The organism is Staphylococcus sp. TCBT05, from assembly GCF_055179755.1.
Genome location: NZ_JBUQDQ010000038.1, coordinates 789,676 through 806,572, shown reverse-complemented (window position 1 = coordinate 806,572; position 16,897 = coordinate 789,676). Strand labels below are relative to the sequence as shown.

Annotated in this window: 16 protein-coding genes; 12 read left to right on the top strand and 4 right to left on the bottom strand. The window is 33.3% G+C overall.

What is annotated here, in order from left to right; translation table 11 throughout:
• Positions 1-87: 87 nt before the first annotated feature.
• From ACY191_RS10905 to ptsP, 4 genes are all read left to right on the top strand, one after another.
• The gene (locus tag ACY191_RS10905) at positions 88-1,257 is read left to right on the top strand and encodes a class I SAM-dependent rRNA methyltransferase (RefSeq protein WP_042739886.1); all 1,170 of its coding nucleotides are present in this window, start codon (positions 88-90) and stop codon (positions 1,255-1,257) included.
• Positions 1,258-1,314: 57 nt separating this feature from the next.
• Positions 1,315-1,857: a hypothetical protein gene (locus ACY191_RS10900; RefSeq protein WP_042739887.1), complete on the top strand. Its 543-nt coding sequence runs from the start codon at positions 1,315-1,317 to the stop codon at positions 1,855-1,857.
• Between the two features lie 164 nt (positions 1,858-2,021).
• Positions 2,022-2,288: a phosphocarrier protein HPr gene (locus tag ACY191_RS10895; protein WP_042739888.1), complete on the top strand. Its 267-nt coding sequence runs from the start codon at positions 2,022-2,024 to the stop codon at positions 2,286-2,288.
• A 1-nt stretch (position 2,289) separates the two neighbouring features.
• Positions 2,290-4,005, top strand: a complete 1,716-nt coding sequence (gene ptsP, locus ACY191_RS10890; protein WP_042739889.1) for a phosphoenolpyruvate--protein phosphotransferase — start codon at positions 2,290-2,292, stop codon at positions 4,003-4,005.
• A 264-nt stretch (positions 4,006-4,269) separates the two neighbouring features.
• Here ptsP and ACY191_RS10885 read toward each other — a convergent pair whose 3' ends face one another.
• On the bottom strand, positions 4,270-4,503 hold the full coding sequence (locus ACY191_RS10885; RefSeq protein WP_042739890.1) for a glutaredoxin family protein: 234 nt from the start codon (positions 4,501-4,503) through the stop codon (positions 4,270-4,272).
• 197 nt (positions 4,504-4,700) lie between these two features.
• Here ACY191_RS10885 and ACY191_RS10880 point away from each other — a divergent pair, with 197 nt between their 5' ends.
• From ACY191_RS10880 to ACY191_RS10870, 3 genes are all read left to right on the top strand, one after another.
• Positions 4,701-6,056 carry a cytochrome ubiquinol oxidase subunit I gene (locus ACY191_RS10880; protein WP_042739904.1) on the top strand — a complete coding sequence of 452 codons (1,356 nt, stop codon included), beginning with the start codon at positions 4,701-4,703 and terminating at the stop codon, positions 6,054-6,056.
• Positions 6,053-7,069, top strand: coding sequence for a cytochrome d ubiquinol oxidase subunit II (locus ACY191_RS10875; RefSeq protein WP_107527967.1), 1,017 nt, complete (start codon positions 6,053-6,055; stop codon positions 7,067-7,069). The genes ACY191_RS10880 and ACY191_RS10875 overlap by 4 nt, the downstream gene beginning before the upstream one ends.
• A gap of 95 nt (positions 7,070-7,164) precedes the next feature.
• Positions 7,165-7,824 (top strand): potassium channel family protein, encoded by a 660-nt coding sequence (locus tag ACY191_RS10870; RefSeq protein WP_042739002.1) that lies wholly within the window; start codon positions 7,165-7,167, stop codon positions 7,822-7,824.
• A 333-nt stretch (positions 7,825-8,157) separates the two neighbouring features.
• Here the strand turns inward: ACY191_RS10870 and rnjA are convergent, their stop codons facing one another.
• Both rnjA and ACY191_RS10860 read right to left on the bottom strand, forming a co-directional pair.
• On the bottom strand, positions 8,158-10,032 hold the full coding sequence (gene rnjA / locus ACY191_RS10865) for a ribonuclease J1 (RefSeq protein ID WP_042739001.1): 1,875 nt from the start codon (positions 10,030-10,032) through the stop codon (positions 8,158-8,160).
• Positions 10,032-10,247 (bottom strand): DNA-dependent RNA polymerase subunit epsilon, encoded by a 216-nt coding sequence (locus ACY191_RS10860; RefSeq protein WP_042739000.1) that lies wholly within the window; start codon positions 10,245-10,247, stop codon positions 10,032-10,034. Before ACY191_RS10860 ends, rnjA begins: the two co-directional genes overlap by 1 nt.
• Before the next feature lie 499 nt (positions 10,248-10,746).
• On the opposite strand from ACY191_RS10860, the gene ACY191_RS10855 reads away from it, so the two are divergent.
• Positions 10,747-11,019, top strand: coding sequence for a hypothetical protein (locus ACY191_RS10855; protein WP_042738999.1), 273 nt, complete (start codon positions 10,747-10,749; stop codon positions 11,017-11,019).
• A gap of 773 nt (positions 11,020-11,792) precedes the next feature.
• Here ACY191_RS10855 and def read toward each other — a convergent pair.
• The gene (gene def, locus ACY191_RS10850) at positions 11,793-12,344 is read right to left on the bottom strand and encodes a peptide deformylase (protein ID WP_229367113.1); all 552 of its coding nucleotides are present in this window, start codon (positions 12,342-12,344) and stop codon (positions 11,793-11,795) included.
• A 123-nt stretch (positions 12,345-12,467) separates the two neighbouring features.
• On the opposite strand from def, the gene ACY191_RS10845 reads away from it, so the two are divergent.
• The 4 genes from ACY191_RS10845 (at position 12,468) to ACY191_RS10830 (ending at position 16,894) form a co-directional block, all read left to right on the top strand.
• A complete protein-coding gene (locus tag ACY191_RS10845) occupies positions 12,468-13,094 on the top strand; it encodes a YkyA family protein (RefSeq protein ID WP_042738997.1) in 627 nt (208 codons plus the stop codon).
• A gap of 266 nt (positions 13,095-13,360) precedes the next feature.
• Positions 13,361-14,473: a pyruvate dehydrogenase (acetyl-transferring) E1 component subunit alpha gene (gene pdhA, locus ACY191_RS10840; RefSeq protein WP_042738996.1), complete on the top strand. Its 1,113-nt coding sequence runs from the start codon at positions 13,361-13,363 to the stop codon at positions 14,471-14,473.
• Positions 14,474-14,476: 3 nt separating this feature from the next.
• Positions 14,477-15,454 carry an alpha-ketoacid dehydrogenase subunit beta gene (locus ACY191_RS10835; RefSeq protein WP_042738995.1) on the top strand — a complete coding sequence of 326 codons (978 nt, stop codon included), beginning with the start codon at positions 14,477-14,479 and terminating at the stop codon, positions 15,452-15,454.
• A gap of 147 nt (positions 15,455-15,601) precedes the next feature.
• The gene (locus ACY191_RS10830; protein WP_042738994.1) at positions 15,602-16,894 is read left to right on the top strand and encodes a dihydrolipoamide acetyltransferase family protein; all 1,293 of its coding nucleotides are present in this window, start codon (positions 15,602-15,604) and stop codon (positions 16,892-16,894) included.
• Positions 16,895-16,897: the final 3 nt, after the last annotated feature.

Below are 16,897 nucleotides of genomic sequence, written 5' to 3'. Positions count from 1 at the left end.
ATTTTTAATGTAACACTGTATATGAAATGATAGAATAGATAAGCAAATTAAAATCATACTAAATAGTAGAAAGGCTGTCATAATATTATGAAAACTGCCACATTAAATAAAGGAAAAGAAACAAAATATTTAAATCAATATCCATTAGTCGAAGCGGATGATATATATGATCATGACCATTTGAAAGAAGGGGATTTATTTTATATCGTTAACGATCAAGGTATTTATATTGCTACAGCATATGTAGGAAGACAACATAAGGGACTTGGTTGGGTATTAAGTTATGAGCAAGACGAAGAAATTAATATACCATTTTTTGAAAGATTGTTTGAACTAGCAAAAGAAGAAAGAACTTATTTCTATAATATAGACGGTACAAATGCTTTTAGATTATTTAATGGTGAAGGTGATGGCATAGGTGGATTGACAATAGATAACTATAATGGTCATCTATTAATTCAATGGTATTCTAAAGGCATTTATAAATTCAGGTATCAAATATTAGAAGCATTAAAAACAGTGTTTGATTATACTTCTATTTTTGAAAAAATGCGTTTCAAAGATGCTGAGATTATAGGTGGTTTTGTAGAAGGAGTAGCTCCAGAATTCCCAATTGTAATCGAAGAAAACTTTACTTTTTATAATATAGATTTAGATGATGGTCCAATGACTGGAATATTTTTAGATCAAAAAGAAGTAAGAAAAAAATTAAAAGAGCACTATTCTGATAATCGCAACATTCTTAATGTGTTTAGTTATACGGGAGCATTTTCAGTTGTTGCGGCAGACAATGCCAAAAATACGACAAGTGTAGATTTAGCCAATCGTTCTAGACCTTTAACTGAAGAGAACTTTGGTTTGAATGGCATTGATCCTAAATCACAATATATTTACGTTATGGATACTTTTGATTTTTATGGCTATGCGAAAAGGCATGATTTATTTTACGACACAATTGTTGTTGATCCACCTAGCTTCGCTAGAAATAAGAAGAAAACTTTTTCAGTATTAAAGGATTATGATAAATTGATTCTTGGAGCGTTAGATATTTTAGCACCAAACGGCACAATGTTATTATGTACCAACAATAGTACTTTTTCATTAAAAGCCTTTAAAAAAGTAGTTAAAGAAACTTTGGAAAATGCTGGTGTAGCATATGAACTACAAGACGTAATGGGCTTACCTAAAGATTTTAAAACGCATGCACATTATAAACCTTCAAAATATTTGAAAGCAATTTTTGTTAAAGTACTATAAAATTTGTGAATTTGGGTATAAATTTTATATGGTCATTTTTTATAAGGAGTGTATAAGATGGGCTTGAAAAATAAATTTACTAATAAATTTACAAAAGAAGTAGGAAATAAGGTTTTAAATATAGAAGATATCAAAGAAAAACATCAATTACCTGTTAATTTATTTGAGGTAGATGAGAGACGTGAACGCGCACAAGCATTAGTGAAAAAGAAATCGCTATTGTCATCAAGTGTTAGTGTGGTACCTATTCCAGGGCTAGACTTCGGTGTGGATATCAAACTAATGAAAGATATTATAGAAGATGTAAATAAAATATATGGCCTTGACCATAAGCAAGTTAATAGCATGGGAGATAGTGTTAGAGAACGTATCTATGCGCTAGCTGCTATACAAGGGAGCCAATTTATTGGCAAGAAAATATCTGATGCTATCTTAAAAGTAGTCATTCGTGATGTAGCTAAACGCGTGTTAGCGAAACAAACAAAATGGTTCCCAATTTTAGGGCAAGCAATATCAGCTTCAGTGAGTTATTATTTTATGAAAAAAATAGGCGATGAACACATTGCAAAATGTGAAAAAGTAGTTAAAGAATTACTTTAAATCGTGAGCGTTTTCATAAAATCTTCAATTATTGCTGATTATTGTCATATCAGGGTAATAACGAATTGAATTTCTATTTATAATTTGGTAATGTTATTATATAAAACTATGCTAGGTTTTATAATAAACTAACGATTCTAACTATACGAAGGAGAAATCATATTATGGAACAAAAATCATATGTAATTATTGACGAAACAGGTATTCACGCTCGTCCAGCGACTATGCTTGTTCAAACTGCTTCAAAATTCGATTCAGATATTCAATTAGAATATAATGGTAAAAAAGTTAACTTGAAATCAATCATGGGTGTTATGAGTTTAGGTGTAGGTAAAGATGCGGAAATCACAATCTATGCCGATGGTAGCGATGAAGCTGATGCAATTTCTGCAATTACAGACATCTTATCTAAAGAAGGTTTAACTGCTTAATATGTCACAATATATTAATGGTATTGCTGCATCTGATGGTGTAGCAATTGCCAAGGCATATTTATTAGTAGAACCAGACCTTTCATTCAATAGTGAAAAGGTTACAGATGTCGATTCAGAAATTGAAAAGTTCAGAAATGCTATCGATACATCTAAAGTTGAATTAACTAAGATTAGAAATAATGCAGAAGAGAACCTTGGTGCTGATAAAGCAGCAATCTTTGATGCACATCTACTAGTCTTAGATGATCCAGAATTAATTCAACCGATTGAAGATAAGATTAACAACGAACAAGTTAACGCTCCAACAGCTCTAACAGATGTTACAGGGCAATTCATCACAATATTTGAATCAATGGACAATGAGTATATGAAAGAACGTGCTGCTGATATTAGAGACGTTTCTAAACGTGTATTGGCACATATTTTGGGAGTTGAATTACCAAATCCTAGTATGATTGATGAAAGCGTTGTCATCATCGGGAATGATTTAACACCATCAGACACAGCTCAATTGAACAAAGAGTTTGTGCAAGGATTTGTAACGAATATTGGTGGTAGAACATCTCATTCTGCTATCATGAGCCGTTCATTAGAAATCCCGGCGATTGTTGGTACGAAATCAATTACTCAAGAAGTTAAACAAGGCGACATGATTATTGTTGATGGTTTAACTGGTGAGGTAATTATTGATCCGACTGAGGATGAAGTGATTGCTTATCAAAATAAGCGTGAACGCTTCTTTGAAGATAAGAAAGAATTACAAAAGTTACGCGATGAAGAAACGACAACAATTGATGGTAAGCACGCCGAATTAGCAGCAAATATTGGTACACCAGATGATTTAACTGGTGTTATCGAAAATGGTGCAGAAGGTATTGGTTTATATCGTACTGAGTTCTTATATATGGGAAGAGACGAAATGCCTTCTGAGGATGAGCAATTTGAAGCTTACAAGAAAGTATTAGAAACAATGAAAGACAAACGTGTCGTTGTTCGTACGTTAGATATTGGTGGCGATAAAGAGCTACCATATTTAAACTTACCTGAAGAAATGAATCCATTCTTAGGATATCGTGCGATACGTTTATGCTTGGATCAACCTGATATTTTCAGACCGCAATTGCGTGCATTATTACGCGCATCTGCATTCGGTAAGTTAAATATCATGTTCCCAATGGTTGCTACAATTCAAGAGTTCCGTGATGCCAAAGCATTACTTCTTGAAGAGAAGGACAATTTAACACAAGAAGGTGTTGAAGTATCTGATGATATCGAATTAGGTATCATGGTAGAAATTCCTTCTACAGCAGCTTTAGCTGATGTATTTGCTAAAGAGGTTGACTTCTTTAGTATCGGTACAAATGATTTAATTCAATACACTATGGCTGCAGATAGAATGTCAGAACGTGTATCATACTTGTATCAACCATATAATCCTTCAATTTTACGTTTAGTTAAACAAGTTATTGAAGCTTCTCATAAAGAAGGTAAATGGACAGGTATGTGTGGCGAAATGGCTGGAGATGAGATAGCAATTCCATTGTTATTAGGTTTAGGTTTAGATGAGTTCTCAATGAGTGCGACATCGATTCTTAAAGCGCGTCGTCAAATCAAAGGCTTAAGTCAAAATGAAATGGAAGAATTAGCAGATAGAGCAATTAATTGTGCAACTACTGAAGAAGTTACTACATTAGTTAATCAATATGCAAAATAATGCTAATAATTATGGATTGGGCAAAGAAATATAATTTCTAACGATCCATATGAAAACATATAAAATAGTAGGAGGATTGGTCGAGTTAATTGGCCAATTCTTTTTTTATTAATATAAATAGAGGCAACGTTTCAATTATGCTGAAACGTTGCCTCTATTTATATTTAACATCAGTCAATCATCATTGGATTGGAAAAATTAATTTAACTTTTATAAAAAAGGGTAGATATGTACAAAATGATTATATTTTTTCAATAAGATTCATTACGCTTCAATATCTAATGTACGATTAATTTTTTCCATATCAATTTGATACATTGGTTCATCATCAATGAGTATAAAAGGTGTCGCAAATGCATCATATTCCATCATTTCATTTCTATATTGTGCATTCGCAACATTTTTTTCTTCGAAAGCCACACCTTTGTCAGTTAGGTAACTTTTAATAAAAGTACATGGAGGGCAGTCATTCTGTGTATAAATTATGACACTTTTCATTTGAAGACATCCTTTCTTGAATCCACTTATATTAATATAAGAGAGTTTATTATATTTATCAAGTGTGTAATTTATATGCTTATAGTCATCAATTTGTCACTAATTTATAGTTAGAAATAATTTCAAAAATTATATAACGGGTTTATAATGGATGGAAGTTGTGATTTTTGTCACAAATAAAAGTAAAAGGTGATAATATGGATTCAGTTGAATTAGCAAGATTTCTAACTGCAATGACGCTTGCAGTGCACATAATTTTTGCGACAATCGGTGTGGGAATGCCGCTTATGTTTGCAATTGCTGAATTTTTAGGTATTAGAAATAATGATCCTAAATATATAACTTTAGCAAAACGTTGGTCAAAAGGTTATACCATTACTGTAGCTGTCGGTGTTGTGACAGGTACAATTATTGGTTTACAGCTATCTCTATTGTGGCCTACATTTATGCAAATGGGTGGTCACGTAATTGCATTACCATTATTTATGGAAACTTTTGCATTCTTCTTTGAAGCAATATTCTTGAGTATTTACTTATATACTTGGGATCGATTTAAAAATAAATGGACGCACTTTTGGATTAGTATACCTGTAATTTTAGGTGGTTCATTTTCAGCGTTCTTTATCACTGCAGTTAACTCATTTATGAATACACCTGCAGGATTTGAAATGAAAAATGGCAAAATGATTAATGTGGAACCTTGGGCAGCTATGTTTAATGATTCATTCTTAGTACGTTCATTCCATGTTGTAGCGACAGCATTGATGACAATGGCGTTCGTGTTAGCTGCAGTAGCAGCATTTAAACTATTGAAGAATAAATTTGCTCAGGATACCGAATATCATAAAAAGGCACTTAAGCTTACGATGATATTAGGGTTAATTTTTACATTAGGCTCAATGTTAGCAGGAGATATGTCAGCTAAGTTTCTTCACAAAGAACAGCCTGAGAAGCTTGCTGCCTATGAGTGGCATTTTGATACTGAGTCTAAGGCAGATCTAGTGTTATTTGGTACTTTAGACGAAAAAACACAAGAAGTTTCGGGTGCTATTAAAATTCCAGGCGTATTAAGCTTTTTAGCAGATAATAACTTTAATACAAAGGTGAAAGGCTTAGATGAGTTCCCGAAAGAATTAAGACCACCTATGATAGTACATTACTACTTTGATTTGATGGTATTTATGGGTGTGTTCTGTATGGTTGTTTCAGGTGCCTATGTAATGACATTAGTCTTTAAAAAATTGAAGAAATTCACTTACTCCAAAGCTATGTTATATGGTGCGTTATTAACGGGGCCAGCAGCATTATTAGCGATAGAATTTGGTTGGTTCTTAACAGAACAAGGACGCCAACCATGGATGGTTAGAGGCTATCTTAAGGTTGCAGACGCAGCAACTCAAGCTGGTGGATTAACGTTAGTTACGGTATTATTCGCACTCTTATATATCGTTCTTATTGTTACTTCGTCTTATGTATTAATTAGGATGTTTAAACATAAGCCTGCTTATAAAGACGTTGAAAAACTAAAGCAAGAAAGAGGTGATTTATCATGATATTTGCATATATAGGAATCACAGTACTATGGTTTTTCTTATTTTGCTATATTATTGTTGCCTCTATTGACTTTGGGGCAGGATTCTTTACATTACACGCGAAAGTAACGAAACAAGATAAAAAGATAAATCATTTAATTGCAAGATACTTAAATCCTGTTTGGGAAGTAACGAATGTATTCTTCGTTTTCTTCTTTGTTGGAATGGTAGGATTTTTCCCAGACACTGCGAAATATTTCGGTTCAGTGCTATTACTGCCAGCCTCTATTGCTGTTATTTTGATTTCAATTAGAGGTAGCTTTTATGCATTTGAAAATTATGGTCCAGATACGAAATTACCGTGGTTAGCTTTATATGGAATTGCTGGTTTATTTATACCCGCCGCATTAGCTACGACATTAACAATTTCAGAAGGTGGCTTTATTAAAGAGCATGCCGGTAACATCGATTTGAATTGGGTGGAATTATTGTTAAGTCCATATGCATGGGCAGTGGTATTTTTAGCAGTCATTTCGGTATTGTATATTTCTTCTGGATTCTTAACATTTTATGCTGCAAGAGCGCGAGATACTGAAGCATATCGTTTACTTAGATATTGGTTCTTATTCTGGGGGCCGCCGATGATTGCGATTTCGATATTTGTATTCTTATCTTTAAGAGTGCAAAATGAGACACACTTTATGAATGCAGTCACAAATTATTGGTGGATGTTCTTATTGAGCTTAATCTTCTTTATAGGTGCAATGATTTTAACATATCTAAAAAAAGGACACGGTGTAGCATTTATCTTTGTCATGTTGCAAATGGGATTCGCATTCTTTGGATACGGTGCAAGTAAATTGCCATATATATTAACCCCATATATTCATATTAAACATGGCGTGACTAATCCAAGTATGGCAATAACGTTAATCACTGCATTTATTTTTGCTTTACTTTTATTAATCCCATCGTTAATATTAATAATGAAATTATTTGTTTTTGACAAAGAATATGTCGAAGGCAAAAAATAACAGTTTTAATTAAAGAGGTGTAGGCAGTATTTGTTATCTAAGTTTTATAGTTAACAAACTGCTTATGGCCTCGATTTTTAAATTGGAGGACGCATATGGATAAAGAATATGTGGTAATTGGCTTAGGTCGATTCGGTGGCAGTATAGTTAGAGAATTAAATGCACTTGATATGGATGTAATGGCGATTGATTCAAATGAAGCACGTGTGAACGAATACAGTGATATTGCTACGCATGCTGTAGTTGCTGATACTACAGATGAAGCAGTAATGAAAAGCTTAGGTATAAGAAACTTTGATCATGTAATTGTCGCTATAGGTGAAAATATTCAATCTAGTACTTTGACGACATTGATCTTGAAAGAATTAGGTGTTAAAAAAGTAACAGCCAAGGCGCAAAATGATTATCATGCTAAAATTTTAAACAAAATTGGTGCAGATACGGTTGTACACCCAGAACGTGATATGGGTAGACGTATCGCACATAATGTTGCAAGTGCTAGTGTACTTGATTATTTAGAACTTGCTGATGAACATTCTATTGTTGAAATTAAAGCTAGTGAAAAGATGGCAGGGCAGACGATTATACAACTCGATATTCGTGCACAGTTTGGTATTAGTATCATTGCTATCAAAAGAGGTCGAGAAATTTTAGTATCTCCAGATCCGAATTTAAGTGTTGAAATAGGAGATATATTAATTATGATTGGCCATGATAACGATTTGAGTCGTTTTGAAAAGAAAGTCGTTCGTTAAAGTAATGTGATTCATACTAGAGGTAAGTGTTAATTTATGATATCAAAACGGACTAATCCATTAATGTGGATTGGTCCGTTTATATATATAATAATTAAATATCTTTGAGGGTTAATTTGATGTAAAATGAATGGGTGTTTAATATTAGTATAAATGACTCGCTTTCCTAGGGGCCAGCTTCAGCCTGTAGTCTTCAGCTTGTCCTGACACTCGGCTTTATATGAATGAGATTTAAGATAGTACAATCAACTAACAATAATGAAAAAGACAGTATCTATTACAATGTAATAGATACTGTCTTTTATGTTCATCGAAACCATTTCGATGATACGTTTATTTTTCGTCCGTAGTTGCTGATTCTGTGTTTTGCTGTTTAGGCTTTCTAGGTGCTTTAGGTTTCTTTGGTGATTTAGCAACTTTTGTTGACTTAGCTTGTTGTTTCTCTGATTGATTATTATTTTTCTTAGTTGTATTTTGTTTGTTTGATTTATTTGCTTTCGCTTTTGGTTTACTTGGCGGTGGTGTTTGACCATCTTCGTTAACTTTCATGATAACAGGTAAAATCATTGGTTTACGTGCTGTTTTTTCATATAAGTAAGGTTGTAAAGTTTCGATAATTGAAGACTTGATTTGATGCCATTGTATTTCTGGGTTTTGGTTCAATTTTGAAATGACATCAGTTTTTATTCGACGTTGTGCATCATATATTAATTGACCTGATTCACGCATATACACAAAACCACGTGAAATAATATCAGGACCTGAATGTAAAGTATTAGTGTTGAAATCAATACTAACAACAACGATTACTAAACCTTCTTCAGATAATAATTTTCTATCTCTAATTACAACATTGCCGATATCACCAATACCGCTACCATCAACGAGTACATTTCCTGATGGAATACGTCCAGCTTTTCTTGCAGAATCTTTAGTTAGTGCTAATACATCACCAATTTCAAAGATAAATACATTGTCTGGATCTACACCACAATCAATACCAGTTTGACCATGCGCTTTTAGCATACGGTATTCACCATGAATAGGTAAGAAGAATTTTGGTCGAATTAATCGTAACATTAATTGTTGATCACCTTGTGAACCGTGACCTGAAGTATGAATATTCGACACTTTATGATGAATGACTTCTGCACCTGCACGGTATAATGCATTAATCGTACGGTTAATACTCTTAGTGTTACCTGGGATAGGTGATGAACTGAAGACAACTGTATCATCTGGAATGATTTTAATTTGTTTGTGAGTGCCGTTTGCGATTCTTGATAAAGCTGCCATAGGTTCACCTTGAGAACCAGTACATAAAATTAATAATTCATGTTTAGGAATACTATTTATTTTATTAGGTTCAACAAATGTTTCTGGTGGTGCTTTAATATAGCCAAGTTCCATACCGATTTTGATGTTATTTTCCATAGAACGACCAAATGTAACAATTTTTCTATTATATTTAATTGCTGCTTCAACTGCTTGTTGAACGCGATAAATATTAGAAGCGAATGTTGCAAATATAATACGGCCTGAACAATTTCGGAAAATCTTTTCAACATTTTGGCCAACTTCACGTTCGCTTAACGTAAAGTCAGGTACTAATGAGTTTGTTGAATCGGATAATAAACACAGTACGCCTTCTTCACCAAGTCTTGCCATTTTTGCAATATTTGCTGGTTCTCCAACGGGAGTAAAGTCGAATTTAAAGTCACCTGTGTGAACAATATTACCTTCAGGCGTATTGACAATTACACCGTAAGCTTCTGGGATACTGTGCGTTGTTAAATAGAATGACACTTCAAAATGCTTTGATTTGATTACACTACTTTCATCGATTTCAATGAGCTCAGTAGTTCGTAATAAATGATGCTCTTCTAATTTGTTTCGGATTAAACCTAAGGCTAATGGGCCACCGTATATAGGTACATTGATTTGTTTAAGTAGGTAGGGCACACCACCTATATGATCTTCATGACCGTGAGTAATAAACAGACCGACAATTTTGTCTTGGTTCTGTTCTAAATAGGTAATATCAGGAATTACATAATCAATACCTAAAAGGTTATCATCTGGGAATTTAATACCAGCATCGATGATTACAATTTCATCTTGATATTCCACGGCATAAGTGTTTTTACCAATTTCACCTAGGCCTCCAAGCGCGTATACCGCAACTTCATTTTTATGAATTTGCTTCATTATTCAGCTTTCTCCACATTGAAATGATCTGATTGTTTTTCATACTCTAAATGTGCGCCCTCTAATTTTGTAATAAATTCAATATTATAATTACGTTCCTTTAAATATCTTCTTACTTGTTCTTCTGTTTCTGCTTCAACATAAATTGTTTGAGTTGATTCACGTACAATCACTTCGTCTTTGTTATGTTGATAAAATACTTTAAATACTGCCATTATATAGTTCCTCCTAAGATTCTAATTCTTGATTAAATGTTTTATAGTAAATAATCCCTTAATTTAGATGATGAAAACAAACTTTTGTATGAATAACATGAGAATTATCATGTACGGGGTAGTTTCATTGACTAAATATAAGTAAACCATGTGCAAATGGTTGCTAGATGATTTCAGATTATTTTAATTATCGTTCATTTTGAAAAATACAAATATATTTATATTTTCAGTTATATCTCATTTTACATGATGTAGTTGAATAAATAAAGCAGTTTTATCTTGTTGTAAGCTAATATAGTTATGGTTTGCCATATTATTTATGTGAAATTTAATGTTAGCTAGAGCAGTGAAACCTTAAAATTTTCTGAAAATTTTAAATTAATTTACTAAAAGCTTGAGTAGGTTATAATTTTTATTTATGATAATAAAGTATAGATACATATTATAAGGAAAGTATAATTAGCAAATTGAGTTTGAAGAATAAGTGAAGGTGATTGGAATGGAACAAGTAACTAGAATAATTGAAGATGTGAAGAACGAGAAAAAAAGAACGGATAAAATTTTTGAAGGTATTACATTTGAAATTCGCGCTGAGCAAGTATTGATGTTTTTTAATTATAGTGAAATCGTTGATAATATTAGTGGTAATCAGTATTACGTGAAGCATAATCATGATCCTGAGTTTATTGATATTCAAGAGTTGAACCAATTGAAGGAAGGATTGCAAAAATTAGACATTCCGTTTAATGAACGTAGAGATGTTTTTATGTAATTGAAAGTGGCTTTAGTGATTATTAACTTGATTAAGTGGCTGGAACAGTGCATTGTTTCAACGTGTTGGTAATGTTAAGAGCAGGTTGCGTTAAACTGAATATGGATTATGATACTGTCAATTTACATTCGTTTGTCTAAATTGGCAGTATTTTCAGTTGTGAGAATATATAATTAACGTGCACGCTTTGTGTAAGCATAATTTCAAGATGACAATCTATAGTATTGTTAGTCAAATAGGATGTCGAACTGAAATGAATTTTAAAATGGCTATAATAAATTTATGAGAATCAGTATTAAATTTAACTCACAGTTCATGCTTTTAAGGTTTGATAAAAGATTGTATTAAAATGGATGATTTATAAATCATTGGGTTATACGTTAAGACTTGGATGATGTATGAAATTCTATAATAATAGTAGAAAGTAGGTTTATATAAAATAATCTGTACATAAATTTTAAATAGAGTATTTTTGTGGAATGCCACAGAGTATGATGCCTGACAGTTTAAGGCGAGGTTTGAGACATAGTCCTGGGAAGTGCATCAACAATGCAATTATTGTAAATAAAATAACCAGCAAATGATTATACTGTCATTTACTGGTTAATTAATGTCCTCGTGTCACGAATTATTAATTGGCAAAGGTGATAGAAGTTGGAAAAGTACGATAAATTATACTAACTTTAATCATCTTTAAATAATGTAAAGCGTTTGTTTGATTCAAAATGAATTTAAGAAACTACTAACTTAACAATAATTTCAGTGCATCCAATCTATACTTCTACAGCATCTTGGTGTGGTTTGAGTGGGTTATCGTTATCGATATAATCGTAAAACATCACGCCATTCAAATGATCAATCTCGTGTTGTAAGATAATAGCTGGATAACCTTTTAAACGCATTTGAACATCGTTACCATCTATGTCTTTTGCTTTAACTGTGATTCGGTTTTTACGATGAACTAGACCTGGAATATTTTCATCAACGCTTAAGCAACCCTCGCCTGTTGGTAGATATGCTTCTTGAATACTATGACTTGCAATTTTAGGATTTACTAACATAAGGTCATAGCTTCTGCCTTCTCCATCATCAGGTAAATATACAGCAATCATTCTTTTAGAAATATCGATTTGAGGTGCAGCTAAACCAACACCTGAGCGTAATCCATATTTATTAGCTGTCTCTTCGTCTTGACTATTTATTAAAAATTCTCGCATTTCTTTTAAAGTATTGCGATCTTCTTCAGATATAGGTAATTCAACTTCTTTAGCCTTTTCTCTAAGAGTAGGATGTCCATCTCTTATAATGTCTTTCATTGTTAACATTTGTTCTAACACCTTCCTTAATATAAAATATACCAAAGTTTAATAGTTAAAATACAGTGATAAATTTGAATTGTTATATAATATTATATAACATAACACTCACATAAAGGAGGATTTCAAACTATGAAATTTAAACACGGTGTTAGTGTATTACTTGCATCTACAATTTTAATGGCAGGTTGCACAACTGATAGAGGAGAAATAAAAAACTACAATAAACAAGTCGATAAAGCAAACGATGAGGAAAAAATTGTAAATTCTGTAGGTGAAAAAATAAATACACTTGAACAAGAAAAACAAAAATTAGTTAAAAGTGTTAGTGGTAAAAATCAAGAAAAAGTACAAAAAACTTCTGAGAAAATTGTCGATAATGTAAAAGAAAGAAAAGATGAATTTGAAAAAGAAGAAAAGGCATTTGATAAGTCGGAAGCGCAGTACAAAAAAGGTCAAAAGCATATAGATAATATTGAAAACAAGCAGAAACAAAAAATGGTTAAAAAATTAGACAAAGCACAGCTTGATAAATATAAAGCACATAAAAAATATGCCGATGCCTATGATGATGTATTGAAAAAAGAAAAAGCAATGTTTGAGTATACATCTGGCGATAATGTGGAACAATCACAAATAGATAAAAAATCCAAAGAAGTATCAGAATCATACAAAAAAATGAATGAAGCATTTAAAAAATATTCAGATACAGTGAAAAAAGTGAAAGATGAAAAGCAACAAGTAGACACGATAAGTTAAATGGGTGAGTTATATTTTGAAATTTTAAAATGACGCGATATACTATAGGTGTTGGATGCGCTTACATTTTGTAGCTTGTAATGTATCAACATTGCGATAAATAGGACTAATACAGAGTTGTGCAAAAGAATGATACAGTTCTAAAACTGTACTCATTTTAAGTATTACAGAACTTTTTTAAAATGTTTAACAGTGTAACAGTTTTGTGATACAATACTAGAGGATAAAATGAATTTCTATTATACGGGAAAGGTATGGTGAATTGAATGGCTCCGAAATTACAAGCCCAATTCGATGCAGAGAAAGTATTAAAAGATACTGAGTCTCAATTTGAAATGATCCAGATTTTGGATGAAGATGGTAATGTTGTTAATGAAGACTTATTACCGGATTTAACTGATGAACAACTCGTTGAACTAATGGAGAGAATGGTATGGACACGTATTCTTGACCAACGTTCTATCTCATTAAACAGACAAGGTAGACTAGGTTTCTATGCTCCAACAGCTGGACAAGAAGCTTCACAATTAGCTTCACAATACGCATTAGAGAAAGAAGACTTTATTTTACCAGGTTACCGTGATGTGCCTCAATTAATTTGGCATGGTTTACCTTTAACTGAAGCTTTCTTATTCTCAAGAGGTCACTTCAAAGGGAATAGAATGCCTGAAGGTGTGAATGCATTAAGTCCACAAATCATTATCGGTGCACAATATGTACAAACTGCTGGTGTTGCATTAGGTATGAAGAAACGTGGTAAACAAGCTGTAGCAATTACTTATACTGGTGACGGTGGTTCTTCACAAGGTGACTTCTATGAAGGTATTAACTTTGCGTCTGCTTACAAAGCACCAGCAATTTTTGTAATTCAAAATAATAACTATGCGATTTCAACACCACGTAGTAAACAAACTGCTGCTACAACATTAGCTCAAAAGGCTATCTCTGTTGGTATTCCAGGTTTACAAGTTGATGGTATGGATGCATTAGCTGTATATCAAGCAACTAAAGAAGCACGTGATCGTGCTGTTAATGGTGAAGGTCCTACATTGATTGAAACTATAACATACCGTTATGGTCCACATACAATGGCTGGAGATGACCCTACTAAATACAGAACTTCAGACGAAGATTCTGAATGGGAGAAAAAAGATCCATTAGTACGTTTCAGAAAATTCCTTGAAAACAAAGGATTATGGACTGAAGAAAAAGAAAATGAAGTCATCGAACGTGCAAAAGCAGAAATCAAAACTGCTATCAAAGAAGCAGATAACACTGAAAAACAAACTGTTACTGACTTAATGGAAATTATGTACGATGAAATGCCTCAACATTTACAAGAGCAATATGAAATCTATAAAGAGAAGGAGTCGAAGTAACCAATGGCACAAATGACAATGGTTCAAGCAATTAACAACGCGCTTAAAACTGAATTACAAAACGATGAAAATGTTTTACTTTTCGGTGAAGACGTGGGTGTTAATGGTGGTGTTTTCCGTGTAACTGAAGGCTTACAAAAAGAATTCGGTGAAGATCGTGTATTCGATACACCATTAGCAGAATCTGGTATCGGTGGTTTAGCCCTAGGTTTAACAACTGAAGGTTACCGTCCAGTAATGGAAATCCAATTCTTAGGATTCGTATTTGAAGTATTCGACTCTGTTGCAGGTCAAATTGCACGTACACGTTTCCGTTCAGGTAACTCAAAACAAGCACCAGTAACAATCCGCGCTCCTTTTGGTGGTGGTGTGCATACACCTGAATTACACGCTGATAACTTAGAGGGTATCTTAGCACAGTCTCCAGGTTTACACGTTGTAATTCCATCAAATCCATATGACGCAAAAGGATTATTAATTTCTGCAATCAGAAGTAATGACCCAGTCGTATATTTAGAGCACATGAAATTATACCGTTCTTTCCGTGAAGAAGTTCCAGAAGAAGAGTATACAATTGAAATTGGTAAAGCAAGTGTGAAACAAGAAGGTACAGATATTACACTTATCGCTTACGGTGCTATGGTTCAAGAATCACTAAAAGCTGCTGAAGAACTTGAAAAAGACGGTTATTCAGTAGAAGTTATCGATTTAAGAACTGTTCAACCAATCGATATCGAAACATTAGTAGCATCAGTTGAAAAAACTGGTCGCGTTGTAATCGTTCAAGAGGCTCAACGTCAAGCTGGTGTTGGTGCTACTGTTGCATCTGAACTTGCTGAGCGTGCTATTCTTTCATTAGAAGCACCAATCGCACGTGTTGCAGCAGCTGACACTGTATATCCATTTACACAAGCTGAAAATGTTTGGTTACCAAACAAAAATGATATCGTTGAAAAAGCAAAAGAAACATTAGAATTTTAATTATAACCTTGAAGAAGTGGGATTTTAGCTATTGCTAAATCCTACTTCATTTCAAGTTTATATAAAAAACAGCATGAGGTTTTGACATATATGTCTTTCGCTCATTTTCTTATTTTGACTTAATATGATTTTTTAGGAGGAAATAACGTGGCATTTGAATTTAAATTACCAGATATTGGTGAAGGTATCCACGAAGGTGAAATTGTAAAGTGGTTTGTAAAAGCTGGAGATCAGATTGAAGAAGACGATGTATTAGCTGAAGTCCAAAATGACAAATCAGTTGTAGAAATTCCATCTCCTGTTTCAGGTACAGTCGAAGAAGTACTTGTAGAGGAAGGTACAGTAGCAGTTGTTGGTGATACAATTGTTAAAATTGATGCACCTGATGCAGAAGATATGCAATTTAAAGGTAGCGATAGTGATGAATCTGCAAGTGAAGAAGCACCAGCTGCTGAAGAAACTGCTAAAGAAGAAGCACCAGTTGCTACTGACGATGCAGACGTAGATGAAAGCAAACGTGTTAAAGCGATGCCTTCAGTTCGTAAATACGCTCGTGACAACGGTGTAAACATCAAAGCTGTAGCTGCTACAGGTAAAAACGGACGTACTACTAAAGAAGACGTTGATGCTTACTTAAATGGTGGACAAGCAACAGCTTCAAATGAAAGTGCAGCAGCACCTCAAGCTGAAGAAACTGCAAGTGCTACACAATCAGCACCAGTTGCTACTGAAGGCGAATTCCCAGAAACAACTGAAAAAATCCCAGCAATGCGTAAAGCAATTGCTAAAGCAATGGTTAACTCTAAACACACTGCACCTCATGTAACATTAATGGATGAAATTGATGTTCAAGAGTTATGGGATCACCGTAAGAAATTTAAAGAAGTTGCAGCAGAACAAGGTACTAAATTAACTTTCTTACCTTATGTTGTAAAAGCTTTAGTTTCTGCACTTAAAAAATACCCAGCACTTAACACTTCATTCAATGAAGAAGCTGGCGAAATTGTACACAAACATTACTGGAATATTGGTATCGCAGCTGATACTGATAGAGGTTTATTAGTACCTGTTGTTAAGAATGCTGACCGTAAGTCAATGTTCGCAATTTCAGATGAAATTAATGAATTAGCTGTTAAAGCACGTGATGGTAAATTAACTTCTGATGAAATGAAAGGTGCAACATGTACAATCAGTAACATTGGTTCAGCAGGTGGACAATGGTTCACACCAGTTATCAACCATCCTGAAGTAGCTATTTTAGGTATTGGTCGTATTGCTCAAAAACCAATCGTTAAAGATGGTGAAATTGTAGCAGCACCAGTATTATCATTATCATTAAGCTTTGACCACAGACAAATTGATGGTGCAACTGGACAAAATGCTATGAACCATATCAAACGTTTATTAAATAATCCAGAATTATTATTAATGGAGGGGTAAAAC